19 protein-coding genes are annotated in these 17,514 nt (G+C 38.0%); 7 read left to right on the top strand and 12 right to left on the bottom strand.

Features of this window, described 5'->3' with window-relative positions; genetic code table 11:
- Nucleotides 1-216 precede the first annotated feature (216 nt).
- Nucleotides 217-1,371 carry an acetylornithine deacetylase gene (gene argE, locus CIK86_RS02025; RefSeq protein WP_086993975.1) on the top strand — a complete coding sequence of 385 codons (1,155 nt, stop codon included), beginning with the start codon at nt 217-219 and terminating at the stop codon, nt 1,369-1,371.
- Nucleotides 1,372-1,434: 63 nt separating this feature from the next.
- On the opposite strand, the gene panP is transcribed toward argE, so the two are convergent.
- Nucleotides 1,435-3,060, bottom strand: coding sequence for a pyridoxal-dependent aspartate 1-decarboxylase PanP (gene panP / locus CIK86_RS02020; RefSeq protein ID WP_086993978.1), 1,626 nt, complete (start codon nt 3,058-3,060; stop codon nt 1,435-1,437).
- 268 nt (nt 3,061-3,328) lie between these two features.
- Here panP and CIK86_RS02015 point away from each other — a divergent pair, with 268 nt between their 5' ends.
- Nucleotides 3,329-5,194 (top strand): GGDEF domain-containing protein, encoded by a 1,866-nt coding sequence (locus CIK86_RS02015; RefSeq protein ID WP_086993981.1) that lies wholly within the window; start codon nt 3,329-3,331, stop codon nt 5,192-5,194.
- Between the two features lie 9 nt (nt 5,195-5,203).
- On the opposite strand, the gene CIK86_RS02010 is transcribed toward CIK86_RS02015, so the two are convergent.
- Genes CIK86_RS02010 through mpl form a run of 5 tightly spaced genes read right to left on the bottom strand, consistent with a single transcriptional unit; the run spans nt 5,204 to nt 9,552 of the window.
- Entirely contained in the window at nt 5,204-5,878 is a 675-nt protein-coding gene (locus CIK86_RS02010; protein ID WP_086993984.1) for an SAM-dependent methyltransferase, read from the bottom strand.
- On the bottom strand, nt 5,878-6,645 hold the full coding sequence (locus CIK86_RS02005; RefSeq protein WP_011328953.1) for an ABC transporter permease: 768 nt from the start codon (nt 6,643-6,645) through the stop codon (nt 5,878-5,880). The genes CIK86_RS02010 and CIK86_RS02005 overlap by 1 nt, the downstream gene beginning before the upstream one ends.
- Nucleotides 6,646-7,575, bottom strand: a complete 930-nt coding sequence (locus CIK86_RS02000; RefSeq protein ID WP_086993986.1) for an ABC transporter ATP-binding protein — start codon at nt 7,573-7,575, stop codon at nt 6,646-6,648. It abuts the gene before it with no gap.
- Nucleotides 7,572-8,195 carry a flavin prenyltransferase UbiX gene (locus CIK86_RS01995; RefSeq protein WP_041454762.1) on the bottom strand — a complete coding sequence of 208 codons (624 nt, stop codon included), beginning with the start codon at nt 8,193-8,195 and terminating at the stop codon, nt 7,572-7,574. The genes CIK86_RS02000 and CIK86_RS01995 overlap by 4 nt, the downstream gene beginning before the upstream one ends.
- 1 nt (nt 8,196) lies before the next feature.
- Nucleotides 8,197-9,552, bottom strand: coding sequence for a UDP-N-acetylmuramate:L-alanyl-gamma-D-glutamyl-meso-diaminopimelate ligase (mpl, locus tag CIK86_RS01990; RefSeq protein ID WP_086993990.1), 1,356 nt, complete (start codon nt 9,550-9,552; stop codon nt 8,197-8,199).
- A gap of 231 nt (nt 9,553-9,783) precedes the next feature.
- Here mpl and CIK86_RS01985 point away from each other — a divergent pair, with 231 nt between their 5' ends.
- The gene (locus CIK86_RS01985; protein WP_086993993.1) at nt 9,784-10,572 is read left to right on the top strand and encodes a hypothetical protein; all 789 of its coding nucleotides are present in this window, start codon (nt 9,784-9,786) and stop codon (nt 10,570-10,572) included.
- Nucleotides 10,573-10,632: 60 nt separating this feature from the next.
- On the opposite strand, the gene CIK86_RS01980 is transcribed toward CIK86_RS01985, so the two are convergent.
- Genes CIK86_RS01980 through folB form a run of 3 tightly spaced genes read right to left on the bottom strand, consistent with a single transcriptional unit; the run spans nt 10,633 to nt 12,278 of the window.
- On the bottom strand, nt 10,633-11,433 hold the full coding sequence (locus CIK86_RS01980) for an undecaprenyl-diphosphate phosphatase (protein WP_011328957.1): 801 nt from the start codon (nt 11,431-11,433) through the stop codon (nt 10,633-10,635).
- Nucleotides 11,430-11,918: a 2-amino-4-hydroxy-6-hydroxymethyldihydropteridine diphosphokinase gene (folK, locus tag CIK86_RS01975; RefSeq protein ID WP_041454526.1), complete on the bottom strand. Its 489-nt coding sequence runs from the start codon at nt 11,916-11,918 to the stop codon at nt 11,430-11,432. The genes CIK86_RS01980 and folK overlap by 4 nt, the downstream gene beginning before the upstream one ends.
- Nucleotides 11,919-12,278, bottom strand: coding sequence for a dihydroneopterin aldolase (gene folB, locus CIK86_RS01970; protein WP_086993996.1), 360 nt, complete (start codon nt 12,276-12,278; stop codon nt 11,919-11,921).
- 208 nt (nt 12,279-12,486) lie between these two features.
- Between folB and plsY the strand changes: the two genes are divergently transcribed.
- Nucleotides 12,487-13,098 (top strand): glycerol-3-phosphate 1-O-acyltransferase PlsY, encoded by a 612-nt coding sequence (gene plsY, locus CIK86_RS01965; protein WP_086993998.1) that lies wholly within the window; start codon nt 12,487-12,489, stop codon nt 13,096-13,098.
- Nucleotides 13,099-13,104: 6 nt separating this feature from the next.
- On the opposite strand, the gene tsaD is transcribed toward plsY, so the two are convergent.
- From tsaD to CIK86_RS01950, 3 genes are read right to left on the bottom strand one after another with little or no spacing between them, the layout of a single operon-like run.
- Entirely contained in the window at nt 13,105-14,118 is a 1,014-nt protein-coding gene (gene tsaD / locus CIK86_RS01960; protein WP_011328961.1) for a tRNA (adenosine(37)-N6)-threonylcarbamoyltransferase complex transferase subunit TsaD, read from the bottom strand.
- 53 nt (nt 14,119-14,171) lie between these two features.
- Nucleotides 14,172-14,762, bottom strand: coding sequence for a YjaG family protein (locus CIK86_RS01955; RefSeq protein ID WP_011328962.1), 591 nt, complete (start codon nt 14,760-14,762; stop codon nt 14,172-14,174).
- A complete protein-coding gene (locus tag CIK86_RS01950; protein WP_086994001.1) occupies nt 14,746-15,108 on the bottom strand; it encodes a DUF2007 domain-containing protein in 363 nt (120 codons plus the stop codon). Before CIK86_RS01950 ends, CIK86_RS01955 begins: the two co-directional genes overlap by 17 nt.
- A gap of 80 nt (nt 15,109-15,188) precedes the next feature.
- Here CIK86_RS01950 and CIK86_RS01945 point away from each other — a divergent pair, with 80 nt between their 5' ends.
- The 3 genes from CIK86_RS01945 (at nt 15,189) to CIK86_RS01935 (ending at nt 17,513) form a co-directional block, all read left to right on the top strand.
- Nucleotides 15,189-15,611, top strand: coding sequence for a DUF2721 domain-containing protein (locus CIK86_RS01945; RefSeq protein WP_086994006.1), 423 nt, complete (start codon nt 15,189-15,191; stop codon nt 15,609-15,611).
- Nucleotides 15,612-15,915: 304 nt separating this feature from the next.
- Nucleotides 15,916-16,800 (top strand): LysR family transcriptional regulator, encoded by an 885-nt coding sequence (locus CIK86_RS01940; RefSeq protein WP_086994009.1) that lies wholly within the window; start codon nt 15,916-15,918, stop codon nt 16,798-16,800.
- 92 nt (nt 16,801-16,892) lie between these two features.
- A complete protein-coding gene (locus CIK86_RS01935) occupies nt 16,893-17,513 on the top strand; it encodes a 2OG-Fe(II) oxygenase (RefSeq protein ID WP_041454529.1) in 621 nt (206 codons plus the stop codon).
- The last annotated feature ends 1 nt before the right edge of the window (nt 17,514 follow it).

Below are 17,514 nucleotides of genomic sequence, written 5' to 3'. Positions count from 1 at the left end.
ATTTAAAATTAGTTACTACTTATCCATGTTGTTCGCTTAAACTAGCTCTGGGGCTAATTAAGACTTTAATTAATTAATTAATGAATGTTGATTATCGTCGTATTATTTTCATGGCGCTACTTTTAAAATATTTATGCTTAAAAAGTGAATTGATATTCATCATAAATACTTTTATATTGTTATGCAATTAAATTGATTACTTATTTTGGATTTTTTATGTCTTTGCCTTCATTTATTTCTATGTACCAACAATTAATTGCAGCGCCTTCTATTAGTGCCATTGAAGATAGCCTGTGTATGAGTAATAAAAATGTTATTGAATTACTGGCACAATGGTGTGAAAGCTTAGGTTTTAGCTGTGAAATAATTGAATTAGAAGGCGGCAAAGGTCGCTATAATTTATTAGCTAAACGCGGTAAAGGCGATGGTGGATTAATGCTCGCTGGCCATACCGATACAGTGCCATTTGACGATAGCCGCTGGAATCATAATCCATTTAAATTGACCGAGCACAACAACAAACTATATGGCTTAGGTAGTATTGATATGAAAGGCTTTTTTGCTTTTGTACTGCAAGCTATTAGTGAACTTGATGAAAAACAGCAAACTCAGCCTATTTTGATCTTAGCCACCGCCGATGAAGAAACAACAATGGCCGGTGCTCAGCAAATTTGTAAACATCCAAATTTAAAACCGGATCGCTGTATAATTGGCGAACCCACTGATATGACTCCGGTATTTACACATAAAGGGCATATGAGTACCGCAATTAGAGTAGTCGGACGCTCAGGCCATAGCTCAGATCCCGAACGTGGTGTTAACGCCATCGAAGTAATGCACAAAGTGATTACAAAACTACTGATCTTAAAAGAACAGTTAAAGCATAAGTATTCAATAGAACACTTTGAAATACCCTATCCAACCTTAAATTTTGGTAATATTCATGGCGGCGACAACGCGAACAGAATTTGTGGTTGCTGCGAAATGCATATAGATATGCGCCCATTACCGGGCTTAAGCGTGCAAGAGCTGCAAATGTTAGTACTTGATGCAACTCACGAAATAAACCAGCAATACCCTAATGCCGTAAGCGTAATTGATTTACACGAACCAATTCCTGCATTTACTGGTAGCACCGATAGCGCTTTGGTTAAACTAGCCGAAAAAATAGCGGGGCAAAAAGCGGTGGCAGTAAACTACTGTACAGAAGCACCATTTATTCAACAGCTTGGTTGTGAAACCATAGTAATGGGCCCCGGCTCTATAAACCAAGCGCACCAACCTGATGAATTTTTAGCAATGGAAAAAATTAAGCCTTCACAGCAAATTATCACTAATATAATTAAAGCGAGTTGTTTTAGCTTTTCTTAATTGCGATTATAAAAATAAAAAAGACGCTAAATAGCGTCTTTTTTATTTAAGCTAATATTTTAATTACATATACTTGCTTAAATACTTTTTAAATACCGGATCTGTTTTAGCCAACTCTTTTTGTTCAGCTAAAATTTCTTTTAAAATAACGCCTGATGTAAGTGGGTTAGCAAGTACTACCCTAAATACCACGGTGGGCTGATTATCGTATTGAGTAGGCGTTAAACGCGTACGTGATACAAATGATCGCCCTGATTCACGTTGCCGTTTTTGCATACTTGCAGTAAAGCGATTAAGTGAGGCAAAAATATCAATCCGTGTTTGTGGATCAGCATCTGCAATTGCCTGCTTTATTTGCTTAGGCACATAACGATACGTTAATAAGCACAGCTCTGGCTCTGAGATCAGCTCAAAATCTTCATCTGCTTTAATTAAATTAGCAAAGTAATGGGCTTTTTTAATACTACGATCGATTAGCATTTCGTAGCCTTTACGGCCAATTACACGTAAGCAAGCATGTACTAACATTGCCATACCCGGGCGACTTCCCTCAAGTGTATGGCTACCTAAATCTTTTGAGCCTTTACGTAAAATATACTCTGCATGATGTTCAATTGCATCGGTAGCGGTTGGATCTTTAAACAACACCAGCCCAGCTCCCATAGGAACATACATTTGTTTGTGTGCATCAATGGTAATTGAGTCTGCGCGCTCAACACCTTTGAGTAAATGGCGATGGGTATTAGATAACAAAGTTGCCCCGCCCCATGCAGCGTCAACATGAAAGTGGCAATTAATGTCTTGTGCTAAATCTGCCATCGCTTCAAGGGGATCGATATTACCGGTTTCTGTGGTACCCGCTACTCCAATAATGGCCATTACTTTAATACCTTGCGCTTCAAGCTCTAAGGCTTTTTCGCGCATGGCATTAACATCAACTTTATTGTTTTCGCATGTTTTAATACCCACTAAGTTTTCACGACCAATTCCTAATAAATCAGCCGCTTTACCTAACGAATAATGGCCTCGCTCAGAAATTAAAATAGCTAAGCCTTTATAGCCGTAATGCAGCATACCGGCAATTAAGCCTTGTGCGCCTATTCCCCTAAAATCGCCATCAGGTTTTAATAAGCGATTTCGCGCAATCCATAACGCCGTAATATTGGCTACAGTACCGCCTGAGCAAAATGCACCTAATGATGTTTTTGCACTGTGCATCCATTTAGCATAAAACTCGTGTTGTTGGCCGTACGCTAAATGGTGCATCATTCCAAGCACTTGGCGCTCAAGTGGGGTAAAAGCTTTAGAGGTTTCTATTTTTACTAGGTTTTGATTTAGCCCTACCATTAGCTTTGACAGTGGTAGTAAAAAATGAGGTAAAGCTGAAGTCATATGGCCAATAAAGCTAGGCGCTGCGGTATGCACAGAGTGTGCAACCAGCTGCTCCATTATATCTTGCGCATAAGCAGATACAAACGTTGGATCCTCTGGGATCATCGCCGACTGAAAGTCTTTTTCAATTTCGTGTAATGGTTTTTCAATTGCCGCAATGTTTTCGTTTAAAAAACCTGCTAAATTACTCGATATTTCAAGCTCTATTTTGCTTAAAGTTGAGTCTGGCGCTTCAGGTACAGTAAATATACGCTTAAGGCTTTCTTTAGAGGCGACGGCAAAACGCTTTTGATCCATCTTAATACCTAGTGTGTGGCTAAAACGCCTGTTACTCTATTAAACACACTAAATTAAGGTGCTATTTTAGTAACAGGGTTTTTAATAATTGCGCTAACTTTACTGCAATATTAAGAAAATGTCTCGCTTAAAGCCATAAAAACGCTAAATGACATGACAAATAATACTAATTTTGGCTGTTTTTTATCTTTTTAATTCAAAATCAATTAAGTCATTGGGCATTTGTTTTTTTTGCGTATAATTAATTTAACAATAAAAAGGGAATTATATGCTACAAGAAAAACTAAGAATAAATGGATTAATAAGCGCTTTTATGCTGTTTTTAATCAGTTTAATTATCTGTGTTTATTATACTTATAGCACCATTCGCAGTGATGTAATTAACACTCTCGATAATCGTCTTATTAATGCAGCCACCAGCGTTAAATATATTTTGGGCGATGACTATCACAGTAAAATAAATAAAACCCAAACTATTAGCTTTGCAACTTACGAAAGTAAAAGTAAGCAGCTTTCTGAGCTTGCACAAGCACTCGATATTGCTTACGTGTATTCTATGGTGTTAATTAATGGCAAGGTTCATTTTAGCGCCTCTAGCTACACCCAAGAGGATCAAAATAGTGGCAAGGTAACCCAGTTTTTAGATTTATACCCAGAGGCAACTAAAGCTAATATTGGTGCCTTTTTATCTACTGAGCCTGTTTTTGAAATATCGAGTGATCAATGGGGCGACTTTAAAACTATTTTTATCCCGCATATTGATAAAAATGGCATTACATATTTAACTGCTGCCGATATAAGCCTTAAAACTATTAATAATAAGTTAGCGAAAAGCGCCTCAACATCGGCTGTTTTAGGCGGCTTTTTTTTAGTTATTATTATATTGTTGCTGATTATGTATAACTACGCGACTAAACGCGCTGCCATGAGAGACTCTGGTAGTGGTTTTGCTAATCATATTGCGCTTGAAAAATATTTTTTAAATACCCCTGTTCACCATATGCAAATGGCCATAATTTGGGTGAACGAAATTGAAAATATAAACCGCTTTTACGGTACTAAAGTGGGTGACAAAGTAATGAAAAAATTACTAATACACTTTAAAAAGCACAGCAATGTAAATTATCGTATTTATCGTGTAGCAACCAATAAACTGGTGTTACTAACCCCCAAAGAAACCCCATACGAAGAGCTAAGTAATTTAATCCAATCATATAATTTTAATACGCCATTTTTAACCAATCCCTTTATTTACATTACGTTATGTTCAGGTATTGCCCGAGGAAACAAGTCGTTACTGCTAAAAAATGCCCATATTGCGGCTTTACAGGCAAAACAAGGTAACCTTAGTGTTGTTAATTACTCTGAGGCTATAAATGACTCAAAGTCGCTGTATTTATATAATTTAGAAATAGCAAAAGAAGTACGTGAAGCGTTTGAGCAAAAGCGCGTTGTGCCCTATTTTCAGGCTGTTATTGATATAGAGTCTAAACAAACACTACACTACGAGTGCACGCCACGAATAGTGACTTCACAGGGCGAAATTTTAAAACCCGATGCATTTTCAAATACCGTAATACGCTTGCGTATGGATGGCTTATTAACCCGTACATTATTTTCACAGTGTCTTAGCCGCTTTCGTAAAACACAAATTAGCTGGAGTTTAAATATTACTATTGAAGATATATTAGACCCTAGCATAAATGAATACATTGCTTACGAGTTACAGCGCTATCCGTACCCTGCAAATATCACTTTAGTTTTATTTGAACCACAAGTTATCGCCAATTATTCAAGCGTAAGGGCATTTATAACTATGGTTAAAAGTAAGGGGATCAAGGTGATGATTAACAGTTTTGGCAATGACTTTGCAAATACACTCAATATTTTAAAATTGGAAATTGACGCAATAAAGTTAGATGGCATGCTAATAAAGCAAATAGTTAATGATGAGAACACGGCGCTATTTGTTAATTACACGGCCAATTTTGCAAAGCAGCAAAATATTCAACTAATTGCTTCTATGGTAGAAAACAAAGCTATTGCTACGGCACTCAAAAAAGTAAATGTGACGCTAATGCAGGGTAATTTCATTGCCCACCCAGCGCCACATGTTAATCCATTATTTGAGTAGTAAAGTTAATCAACCCTGAGTTAAATTAATAACTAAGCGGTGGCTTTGTTGGCCACTGGCCCAATATTTTCGCTCAAATGGGGTGATTGCTTCATCTGCCCCATAAGCAGAAACCTGACAAGCATTACCGGTTAGTTCAAGTGCTCTGGCAAACTCTTTAACGTAAATATCCCAGTTACTGCGAACCTCTAATTTACCGCCTAACTTTACAATAAACGGAAAAATAGCCGCGCCGTGCCAACGCCTACGAATATGTTTAGATTTAGGCCACGGGTTGGGGTAAAGCAAATAATGGTGACTAGGTTGCCAGTTTGCAGCCACGGCTAAACGCCAAAAGTCGTTTAAATCTGCTTGCACCAAAATATATTGCCCACTGTCGGTTTGTTTATACTCTACATCGTGCTTATCTAACCGGTGCGACGACTTATCAATACCAATTACCAGCGCATCGGGATGGCGCTTAGCTAAATTAGCGGTACTTTCTCCTACACCACAACACGAATCTAAAATAAGTGGGCCTTTAAACGCCTGTACTTTAGCATTCACCTCATCAAACGCTGTTTGTGTATGCGCTGCTATTGGCTTTTTAAACTCTGCGTTTAAATGCTTGCTAACTATGTCATCCAGCTTTTCGTGAATACCCGCTTGATTAGATACAATACTACGCGAATTTGCATCAGTCATTAGTGTCTTAGCCCCACACCTTTTTTAATTAATGTCAGCGCTAAGGTAAATAACGCGATAATAAATACTAAAATAACACCAAGTGCCAAGCTTAAATCAACATCCGACACGCCTAAAAACCCATACCTAAACGCATTAACCATATAAATAATAGGATTTACTTGTGATACGTTTTGCCAAAACTCTGGCAGTAATGTAATTGAATAAAACACCCCACCTAAATAAGTTAGCGGCGTTAAAATAAAGGTAGGAATAATACTAATATCGTCAAAGCTATTTGCATATATAGCATTTATTAAGCCACCGAGTGCAAATACTGCAGAGGTTAAAATAACGGTAGCCATAATGATAAAAATATTATGAATTTGAATATCAACAAATAATAACGATACGCAGGTAACAATAAAGCCCACCATTATTCCGCGCGTCATACCACCGCCCATATAGCCAAGCACAATAATATAGTTTGGCACTGGGGCTACAAGTAGCTCTTCAATACTTTTTTGAAATTTAGTCGAGTAAAAACTTGAGGCTACATTAGAATAAGAGTTAGTAATAACCGACATCATTATCAGCCCAGGTACTATAAACTCCATATAACTAAAGCCGCCCATATCACCAATACGTGAGCCTATTAAGTTACCAAAAATAACAAAATATAAACTCATGGTAATTGCTGGAGGTACTAAGGTTTGCACCCAAATACGTAAAAAACGAATACACTCTTTAATCCAAATACTTTTTAAGGCTACGCCATATTTAAACATTTACTTGCCTCGACCTTGTTCTAATAATCCAACAAATAACTCTTCTAATCTATTTGCTTTGTTACGCATACTCAATACGGTATTACCTTGCTCAGTTAGCGCACTAAATACAGCGTTTAAGCCTTGCGATTTAGCCACTTCAACTTCAATAGTATGCTCATCGTCCATAGTAAATTTATAACCCTCAAGCGTAACTGGCTTAGCCGGTGTTTTTAAATCTAAAATAAAGGTTTCTTTATCAAGCTTAGATAACAGTGCTTTAATTGTGGTGTTTTCAACAATCAAGCCATTGTCTATTATGGCTATGTTTTTACACAATAACTCTGCTTCTTCTAAGTAATGAGTGGTTAAAATAATGGTGACGCCCTGCTCATTAATTTGGCGTAAAAAATCCCACATTGAACGACGCAGCTCTATATCAACACCCGCTGTTGGCTCATCTAAAATCAGTAATTTAGGCTCATGCATAAGTGCGCGAGCAATCATTAAACGGCGTTTCATGCCACCTGAAAGCGTACGCGCTTGTTTATCTTTTTTATCTAGTAACCCCAATTGGGTTAAATATTTTTCGGCGCGTTTATGTGCTTCGCCGCGTGGTACACCATAATAACCCGCTTGAGTTACTAATATTTGGGTTAGGGTTTCAAATTGGCTAAAATTAAACTCTTGCGGCACTAAGCCTAAATGCGCTTTAGCAGCCTCTAGGTCGGTGTCTATGTCGCAACCAAACACCTCTACCTCACCTTTAGTTTTATTTACCAGTGATGAAATAACACCAATTGTGGTCGACTTACCCGCTCCATTAGGGCCAAGTAAGGCAAAAAAATCGCCCTCACGCACTTGTAAATCAATACCCTTTACAGCTTCAACCCCATTAGTATAAACCTTAGTAAGGCCTGCTATATTTAAAGCAATTTGTTGCTTACTCATGACTTGCCCTCACCATAACCCCAACGCTTTGTTAGGTTATGTTCAATGTTTAAATGATCTAAAATTCGCGCCACCATAAAATCAACTAAATCGGCAATACTTTGTGGCTGATGATAAAAACCCGGCGACGCGGGCATAATGGTGACCCCTAAGCGTGAAAGCTTAAGCATGTTTTCCAGATGAATTTGATTAAATGGTGTTTCGCGTGGCACTAAAATAAGATGGCCACGCTCTTTAATTACCACATCAGCGGCGCGCTCTAGTAAGTTGTCAGATGCACCTACAGCAATAGCCGAAACCGTGCCCGCGCTACAAGGGCACACTATCATTTTTTTAGGGGCAGCTGATCCTGAGGCTACCGGGCTAAACCAGTTGTCTTTACCATATACTTTTAGCTGTTCTGGCTTGGCGTTATATAGCGCACTTAATTGCTCACTGGCTTTGGTTTCATTACCTGAGAGCTTAATACCAGATTCAATATCAAATACCACTCGCGCTGCACTTGAAATAAGCACATACACCTGAAATTGCTGCTCTATTAATACCTCTAATAATCTCAAGCCATAAGGCGCACCCGACGCGCCACTAAATGCTAAGGTAATTGTGTCTTTAAATTGCAAATTATTCTCCGCTGTATTTATTAGCCAGTGCATCGACTAGTTGCTGATGCAGGCCATTAAAACTACCATTGCTCATTATTAAAATATGTTGATTAGCTGCTATATTATCAAGTACGGTATCAATAATTACCTGGGTACTGGTAAAACACTGCATACCGGCTGTAGCCGCTTGTTCGCTCAGCGACCAGCTTAGGTTTTCTGGCTCAAAAAGCAGTACCTCATCAGCATCACTCAACGAGGCAAGCAATGTATGTTGATGCACGCCCATTTTCATGGTGTTTGATCGCGGCTCTAAAATAGCAATTATTTTATCACTGCCTACTTTAGCGCGCAGCCCTGCTAATGTGGTTTGAATAGCCGTTGGATGATGTGCAAAATCGTCATACACTTTTATATTATTAATATCGGCTTTGAGCTCCATGCGTCGTTTAGGGCTAATAAACTCGCCAAGTGCCGCTATACTATGCTCAACGGCAATGCCCACATGGCGCGCAGCTGCGATTGCCATAATAGCATTTTTAACGTTGTGCTCACCCATTGCCTGCCAATTAACGGTGCCTTGTTTTTCATTATTTAAAAACACTTTAAACTCACTGCCATCGGCTTTTATTAGTTCATAATTCCAATCAATACCCAAGGTTTCACTTTCGCTCCATAGTCCTTGAGTTATTACATCACTAAGTGCTTGATCATCCTTTGGCCAAATAACTTTGCCACTTTGTGGTACTGTACGTATTAAATGATGAAATTGTTTTTTAATCGCGTTTAAATCTTCAAAAATATCGGCATGATCAAACTCAAGATTATTTAAAATAAGTGTTCGCGGTAAATAATGCACAAACTTACTGCGCTTATCAAAAAATGCAGTGTCGTATTCGTCTGCTTCAATAACAAAAAAGGGGGTTTCACCTACTTTGGCCGACACGCCAAAATTTTGTACTATGCCGCCAATTAAAAAGCCCGGTTTTAAACCCGCATACTCTAAAATCCATGCAAGCATACTCGCTGTGGTGGTTTTACCATGTGTACCAGCAACAGCAAGTACCCATGAATTTTGTAATAAGTTATGTTTTAGCCATTCAGGCCCAGATGTATAAGGCAGACCTTTATCAAGTACATATTCAACACATGGATTGCCTCGGCTCATAGCATTGCCAATAACCACCATGTCTGGCGCTGGCTCTAATTGGGTTACCTCGTAGCCTTGGGTTAACTCAATTCCGAGATCTTCAAGCTGCGTGCTCATAGGTGGATAAACGTTTTGATCAGACCCAGTTACTTTATGGCCAAGCGATTTAGCAATCGCAGCTATTCCACCCATAAAGGTGCCACAAATACCTAAAATATGAATATGCATCTACTTTCCTTTAATCGTGTGCTTACTTTGCACAACAGCAAAGTTTAATGGCGCTATAATGCCAAAATTCGTGCTTCGTTACTATGTACGTCTCAACAATTCATTCGTGCCAAAAATACGTTAATTAGTTTTAATCTTAAAACAGCTAAAGCCACTTTCCTTGCCTAACTTTTAATTAATTACAATCAATGCTATAAACCAGTAAATAATATAATTTAAAAAGGACTTATTATGAAAAAGCTATTCTTTATAGCCTGCATTCTACTTTGCCAACAAAGCTTTGCTTTAGAGTTTGCCAAGTACCCTATAAAACTCACCTCTGCCAAAGGGGAAAATGTTGTTATTATCCCTTCTACAGATAAAAAACAAGCTTTAGTAAAAGTAACGGGTATAAACCATGAAATTGATGACATTGTATTTTTAACCGATTTAAAGCCTCACGGGAGCAATAATGCTTATAAATACACTTACGATGGCACACAAAGAAGCTTAGTTAGTGTTAATGCTGGTTACCGCTGTTGCTCTTATACTCTTTATATTCCTGACACACGTGACGGAATTTACCTAACAATAAAAGAAGAATCAAACCCTGTAATTGTCGAAGATATAAAAGCCCAATACCAACAGCAACTAAGTAACAACACTCAAGCTAAACTAGCGACTTTTAACCGTGAAAAGCATTTAGAGTCTCAGCAAAAAAATATATTGGCTGCTAATAAGGAAATAGATAAACAATGTGGATTAAAAATAAATACCTATGTAGATTGGAAAAGTATTGATGATACAAGCCTAAAACAATACGCTGTGGGTTCTTTTTGTGCCCAAGTTGCTAAAGAAATAGCTTCCATGTGCAAAAAAGATCAAAGTTTTAAAAGTGATTTAGCACAATTTAATGCTATTGAATGTCAATTTACTAATGAATTAAAGCTACGTAAAAATAACAATACCCTTATATTTAAAACAGCACCAAAAGCTGCTAATCAACGCCAATTCATTGAAGCTTATTTATTAAATTTATAAACTGAGTTTAAGCCTAAAAAAGCACCTCAGAGTACTTTTTTAGGCTTAATTTAATTGTATTTACAGCGTTAAAAATACAATTAACCCGACCCCTAGCAATAATCGGTAGATAACAAATGGCAACATTCCCATGCGTTCTATTACTTTTAAAAACATATAAATACAGACATAAGCCGATAAAAATGACAACACAACACCTAATAATAAGGTGCTCCAGTCAACTAGATGATCCCCTAGTGCAAGCTCAACGGTATAGTAAAGTCCCATCATAGAAATGATAGGTATTGCCAGTAAAAACGAAAAGCGTGCAGCGCTTTGTTTATTCATGCCAAGCATTAAACCCGCGGTCATAGTAATACCTGAACGTGACGTACCTGGGATCATCGCAACGGCTTGTGCTAGGCCTATAATAAGCGCGGTTTTCCAATTTAGCTGATAAATTGTTTTAATTTGCTTACCTTTTGCATCCGCATACCAAAGCAATAAACCAAATATAATGGTGGTAACCGCGATCACCCATGCGCTACGCAAATAAAGCTCAATCATGTCTTTTAAAAGCAAACCTAAAATAGCGGCCGGAATTGTGCCTAAAATTATCCACCAGCCTAATTTACTGTCATCTGTGCTACCTTGTGCACCAAACGACTTAAACCACGCACTAAGTATGCTGCTTACTTCTTTACGAAAATAAATCACTACTGCAATTAAAGTACCTACATGTACTGCAACATCAAATGCTAACCCTTGATCTTCCCAGCCCAATATTTGCGATGGTAAAATTAAGTGCGCAGAGCTAGAAATAGGCAAAAATTCAGTAAACCCCTGAATAAGAGCTAAAACAATAATTTCAATAATACTCATGGGTTAGAAAACTCCACCTTCCATAGTTTTTGTTGGGGGTTGTTGTACTCGCGCCAAAGATCGGCAATGGTTTGCTGTGCAACAGGGTGATAAAAATGCGGGGCCACTTCAGCTAGGGGCTGTAATACAAAGGCGTTTTTTGTAATTTCGTCACGTGGTAATTGTGCGGGAGAGTCGCAAATTACATCATCATAAAATAGTAAATCTAAATCGAGAGTCCGCGGGCTAAACTTTTTATCGTTTGCAGTACGGCCATTATTGCGCTCAATTTGCTTTAGTAAGCTACATACATCTGCTAATGGCATATCGGTTGTAGCACCAACCACCGAGTTATAAAAGTTATTACCAGCAAATCCAACCGCTTCGCTTTCAAATACTGAGGAATGCACTAAGTCGTTAAAGTGCGGCTTGAGCGCTATAAGCGCACAGCGCATATAATGCGCCTTATTAATATTTGACCCTAAACTGATATAAATTTGCGCCATTTAAATGCTTGCCTTAGTACGCGTAATTTCAACACCCACAGTTTGCGCCTGAGCAACGGCTGCAGGTTTACTTACTCGAATAGTAACTTGTGGGGTATTAAACTCAGTCAAAAGTATATGTGCTAATTGCTCAACTAAGGTTTCGAGCAGCTCTACCGGTTTTGCCGTACTGTGCTCAATGATCCGCTCACTTACTTTTGCATAATCGAGTGCTAAATTAATATCATCGTTTGCAGCTGCAGGTTTAATATCACTTAACATTTCAACGTCAAAGTAAAGGCTTTGTTTACTTTCTTTTTCAAAGTCGTACACTCCAATAATAGTGTCGACGTGTAATTGCGATATAAATACCTTGTCCATTAATGCTCCTAATGACAGTAACAAGCCACTGAGTTAACTGCATAATGTATCAATTAAATTAATACTGTATATACTTTAATCAGTGTTTAAATACATATAAATTACTTCTACAATAACAAGGTAGCTATACTAGTTAGTAATTAAAGCAGTTTATAAATTTTGACGTCAATAATAGCCGAAAAAGTACAATTAAAAAATAAGGAAGCACGTGTTAGCCACTTTAATGTTTATTTTAGCCTATTTACTTGGGTCGATTTCGTCGGCCATACTCGTCTCGCGGTTATTTAAACTCCCCGATCCGCGTAGTAATGGCTCTAATAATCCAGGGGCAACTAATGTTTACCGGCTGGGGGGCGCACTACCCGCTTGTTTAGTACTGATATTTGATGTTTTAAAAGGCACTATTCCCGTTTGGGGGGGCTACTTTTTAGATCTTGAGCCGCTTGCGCTTGGTTTAGTCGCTGTGGCCGCCTGTTTGGGGCACATGTTCCCATTATTTTTTGGTTTTAAAGGGGGCAAAGCGGTAGCAACTGCTTTTGGTTCTTTATTACCTATAGGGTTATCTTTGGCGGGTTTATTAATTTGTACTTGGTTTATTATGGTAGCAATAACACGCTACTCTTCTCTTGCTGCCTTAATTGCGGTTTCGCTTGCACCTTTATACACTTGGTTAATAAAGCCACTTTATACGCTACCCGTTACCTTTATTACGGTACTAATTATTTTTAGGCATCGCTCTAATATCGCACGATTATTTAGTGGTAACGAGCCAAAAGTGGGCGCTAAAAAAGCACCCACTGATGAAAAAAGCGATATTTAACTGCTATTAAATAGCTTCTAGGCTGTCGATTGGCCAGCGCGGTTTAGTTTTCATATCAAGGGTAGCAAATTGCCCTGCTTTTAACCTTTGCATCCCTGCGTACGCAATCATAGCGCCATTGTCGGTACAAAATTCGGTACGCGGATAATACACTTGCCCTTTCATCCCTTGCATTACACGCTCCAACTGCAAACGTAACTGCGTATTAGCACTTACGCCGCCAGCAATTACTAGTCGTTTAATACCGGTTTGCTTAAGTGCACGTTTGCATTTTATTACCAAGGTATCGATAACCGCGGTTTGAAATGCATGTGCTATATCGGCTTTAGTTTGCTCGTCATCATTATTTTCACGAATAGTGATAGACGCTGCTGTTTTTAAACCGCTAAAACTAAAATCTAGGCCAGGCTTGTCTGTCATCGGACGTGGAAATATAAATCGCTTAGCCACCCCCTGCTCTGCCATTTTAGCTAAACGTGGGCCACCGGGGTAATCAAGTCCTAGTAATTTTGCTGTTTTATCAAATGCTTCGCCTGCTGCATCATCAACCGACTCACCCAGCACTTCATATTGGCCAATACCGGCTACTTTAACCATCATGGTGTGTCCGCCCGATACTAGCAAAGCAATAAACGGAAACTCAGGAACATTTTCCTCAAGCATGGGCGCCAATAAATGCCCTTCCATATGATGCACTGCTACAGCAGGAATATCCCAACCATAAGCAAGAGAGCGACCAATTGAGGTACCGACTAAAAGTGCGCCAACTAAACCAGGGCCTGCTGTATACGCAACGCCATCTAAATCTTCAGGTCCGCAACCCGCTTGTGCAAATGCAGCGTCGATAAGGGGCAGCGTTTTACGTACATGATCCCGTGATGCCAGCTCTGGCACTACACCGCCATAGTCTGCGTGTACTTTTACTTGGCTATATAATTGATGCGCCAATAAACCTTTTTCGTCATCGTATATAGCAATACCGGTTTCATCGCATGACGATTCAATGCCCAAAATTCGCACTGTTTTTCTCCTGCCACCTATTTAGGTGCTTTTTAAACTAAATTATTTACGTTTTATAATGTTAAACCAATATTGGTTTGCCCATCAGCAAGCACATGTTTTTTAAGTTCTTTAACATTATCAGAGGTCACACGGCCCATAGCTTCTACAAAATCAATTAGCTCACCTAATACATCCATTTCGTATTGCATTAGTGGGTGTTCGCGTATTGCTTTGTTATCGGCAACTTCACCTTCAACAGTCATTTGATACTCAATAAAGCGGGCAACCGTTGCTTGCGATATTTTACTTATATTTATGAGCTCTTGCTCATCTTGCGCCATTAAACCATGCATAAGACTTAATAATGCGGTCGCGGCATCAATTGCCGGATACGTACCAAACATATCAAAGTCAGCTAGCTCAGGCACATTGGGTTCTATTTTCTCGATTTGCTTTTCAAGATCAATCTTACTTTTTGGTAGCAGTATTTTCTCCCAGCAAACATTTAAAGCACTGCGTAAAACGGTTTCGTCACCAAACCCTGTTGCTTCACTAAATAGGCCATAGTTAGGTAGCATACGTTCAATTAAGGCACTGGCTAACACTGCTTTTTGTAAGTAGTTTAGCTCTCTAATACGCTGAAAGTTATTTGCTTTTGTCATTTTTTAACGTCTCGCATGACCAACAAAATTCAAATGTTGATCCATTATGCTCATTACAATTAGGACACACCCAATCTGGAGCTGATTGTTTTACTTGCTGGTAGTTTACCAATATTTGTCGCGCATGGCGCTCTTTTATCGCATAAACCTGCACACTGGCTTGAGCCTGATCAAACGGTATTTCTCCTAAAGCTCCTTGCAGCATTTCACCTTTAATTTGACACTCTATGCCATCATTTAAAATTAAGCCTTTAACTATATTCGCTTCTAAACTATTTTCAGCGCGATATATTGTTATCCATGTGAAAGGGTCAGCGGTTAAGTTATCACTATTAGTATTTTGCAATTTTCACCTCATTTATTTGTGTTTACAATGCCTTTCATTAATGTGTTAATTCATAAACTAGGCAGCTTGCAGGAATAAATATGACACTTACAACTCCAGGGTTACTTTTTCCGGCTATTTCATTGTTACTACTTGCCTATACAAACCGATTTTTAGTAATAGCGCAATTAATTAGAGAATTAAACGCCCGAGAAGGTGAATCAATTCGCCCGGTTGTTGTTGCGCAAATAACTAATTTAAGAAAACGTATAAAACTTATAAGAACCATGCAGGTATATGGGGTTGTATCTTTTTTACTATGCACACTTTCCATGTTTGCGTTATTTATAGAGCTTAATATTACTGGGATTATTTTATTTGGCGTTAGCCTTACTTGCTTAAGTTTATCGTTATTAACTTCGTTATTTGAAATTCATATTTCTTGCGATGCAATTGAAATAGAACTACAAAGCATTGAAAATAAACCATTGAACAACCGGGTTAGTCGTAACTTTGTTGAATAAAAGCTTATAGTTTCAAATAATAATTTTTGCACAGTGGTTTATTAACCCTTAAGGCAAAGCTACTTTATAGGTTACTTGCATAATAAAAGCTTAAAACACATAACAAACTATTAGTTATTAACCTAAAGGATAATACTATTTAACAATTTCACTCTTTAATTAATACTAAAAGAGGGATATGCTGATTGAAATTTATTATAAATTTACAATCGCATTTAAATATTACTTATTAATTTTAATAGATTAATAAGTAATATTACTATGTTCGCGTATATGCGACTTACTTATAAAAAGGGACTATAAAGTGAGATTTGAACAACTGGAACAATTCATAGCACTTGGCATGTTACGCCACTTCAGACAAGCCGCAGAACAAACTAAAATAAGCACGTCGGCGCTTACACGTAGCATTCAAACTCTTGAAGAAGAAATAGGCTACGAGTTAGTTAAACGCTCTACTCGCTCGGTACACCTTACCGATGCTGGTGAACTTTTTCTTGATTATGCTAAAAATACGCTTAGTGAGTTGGCATTAACTAAGCAGCGTATTTTTCAATCTATTAATGGCACTATTGAAAAAAAGCTAATTATTGGCTACACCAACAAAGCAAGTAGTGTTGTACCTATTTCGTGTGGGCAATTTTTAAATCAATATCCGCATATTAAAATTGAAATGCAACTTCAAGATAAACACGAACTTTCGCGTAAACTGCAACAGGGCGAAATAGATATTAGTGTTTATTCGCAAGCCATTAATAGCATTGGTAGTGATATTCACTTACCTGATCAGCTAATTTTATTTGTTTCTAAAAACCACCCTCTTGCGCATAAAGCCGACATTAGCAAACAAGAGTTAGATCACTACCCTATGTTTGGTTGTTTTTCACAATCTAAACCCGTACAACTTATGCTTAATGAAGCCATTGATGGATTAAACAAATCATCTAGCATTAAAGTTGGCAGCATAGAGCAAGTAATGGCAGGTCTTGAAAAGTCAGATCATTTTGCAATAGCAGGCATTGAGCACACCAATGCTATTGCTGAAAATAGTAATCTTATTCAGTTAAAAACCAATAAAGACCTAAGCCGTGAGCAACTTATAGTACAAACGAGTCAAAAAATTGAAGTGGGTGAGCATATAGAGCACCTGTTATCACTGATAAAAAAAATGGCTATGACGGTAAATTAATAAATAAAATAAGTGCCTTTAAACATATAAATGATGGATATTAAGTTGCTTTGCACTAGACTAGCTGCTCTTTATTTTAATAATTAGTATCAATGGGCAACTTTATTACCTCAGAAATATATTTAGATCATATTGAAGCTTATGGTTACGCTATTGTTGAAAACGCCATTGATGAAGGCTTAATGTCTGATTTAATGGCCGATTGTTACCGGATAAACCCGCACTTTAGCTTAGCTGGAATTGGCCGCTTAAATAATCAGCAAATTGATAGCACTATTCGCAAAGACAAAACATACTGGTTTGATGGCAGTTCGCAAGCCCAAAAAAATTATCAAACGGCAATGGAAGGCATTAGAACAACACTTAACCGGTGTTTTTTTATGGGGTTATTTGATTATGAATGCCACTACGCAAAATATACTTTAGGTGATTTTTATAAAAAGCATGTTGATGCTTTTAAAGGTCGTTCTAACCGTGTTTTTACCACCGTTTTATACTTAAACACGCCACAGCAAGGCGGCGAGTTAGTTATTTATAAACCTAAAAGTAAAGACATTGAAATTACTATTAGGCCAACAGCTGGCACCTTAGTATTATTTGAAAGCGAACGCTTTGTTCATGAAGTGCTACCTGCGGTTGATGAACGCTACTCGATTGCTGGTTGGTTCAGAAAAAACACGTCAATCAGTGGCATTATTGATCCACCCCGCTAAC

Origin of the sequence: Pseudoalteromonas sp. JB197, from assembly GCF_002332205.1 — a bacterium.
In the GTDB taxonomy this organism is placed as follows: Bacteria; Pseudomonadota; Gammaproteobacteria; order Enterobacterales; family Alteromonadaceae; genus Pseudoalteromonas; species Pseudoalteromonas nigrifaciens.
The sequence above is the reverse complement of the archived record's forward strand: the minus strand, read 5'-3'. Positions and strand labels throughout refer to the sequence as shown.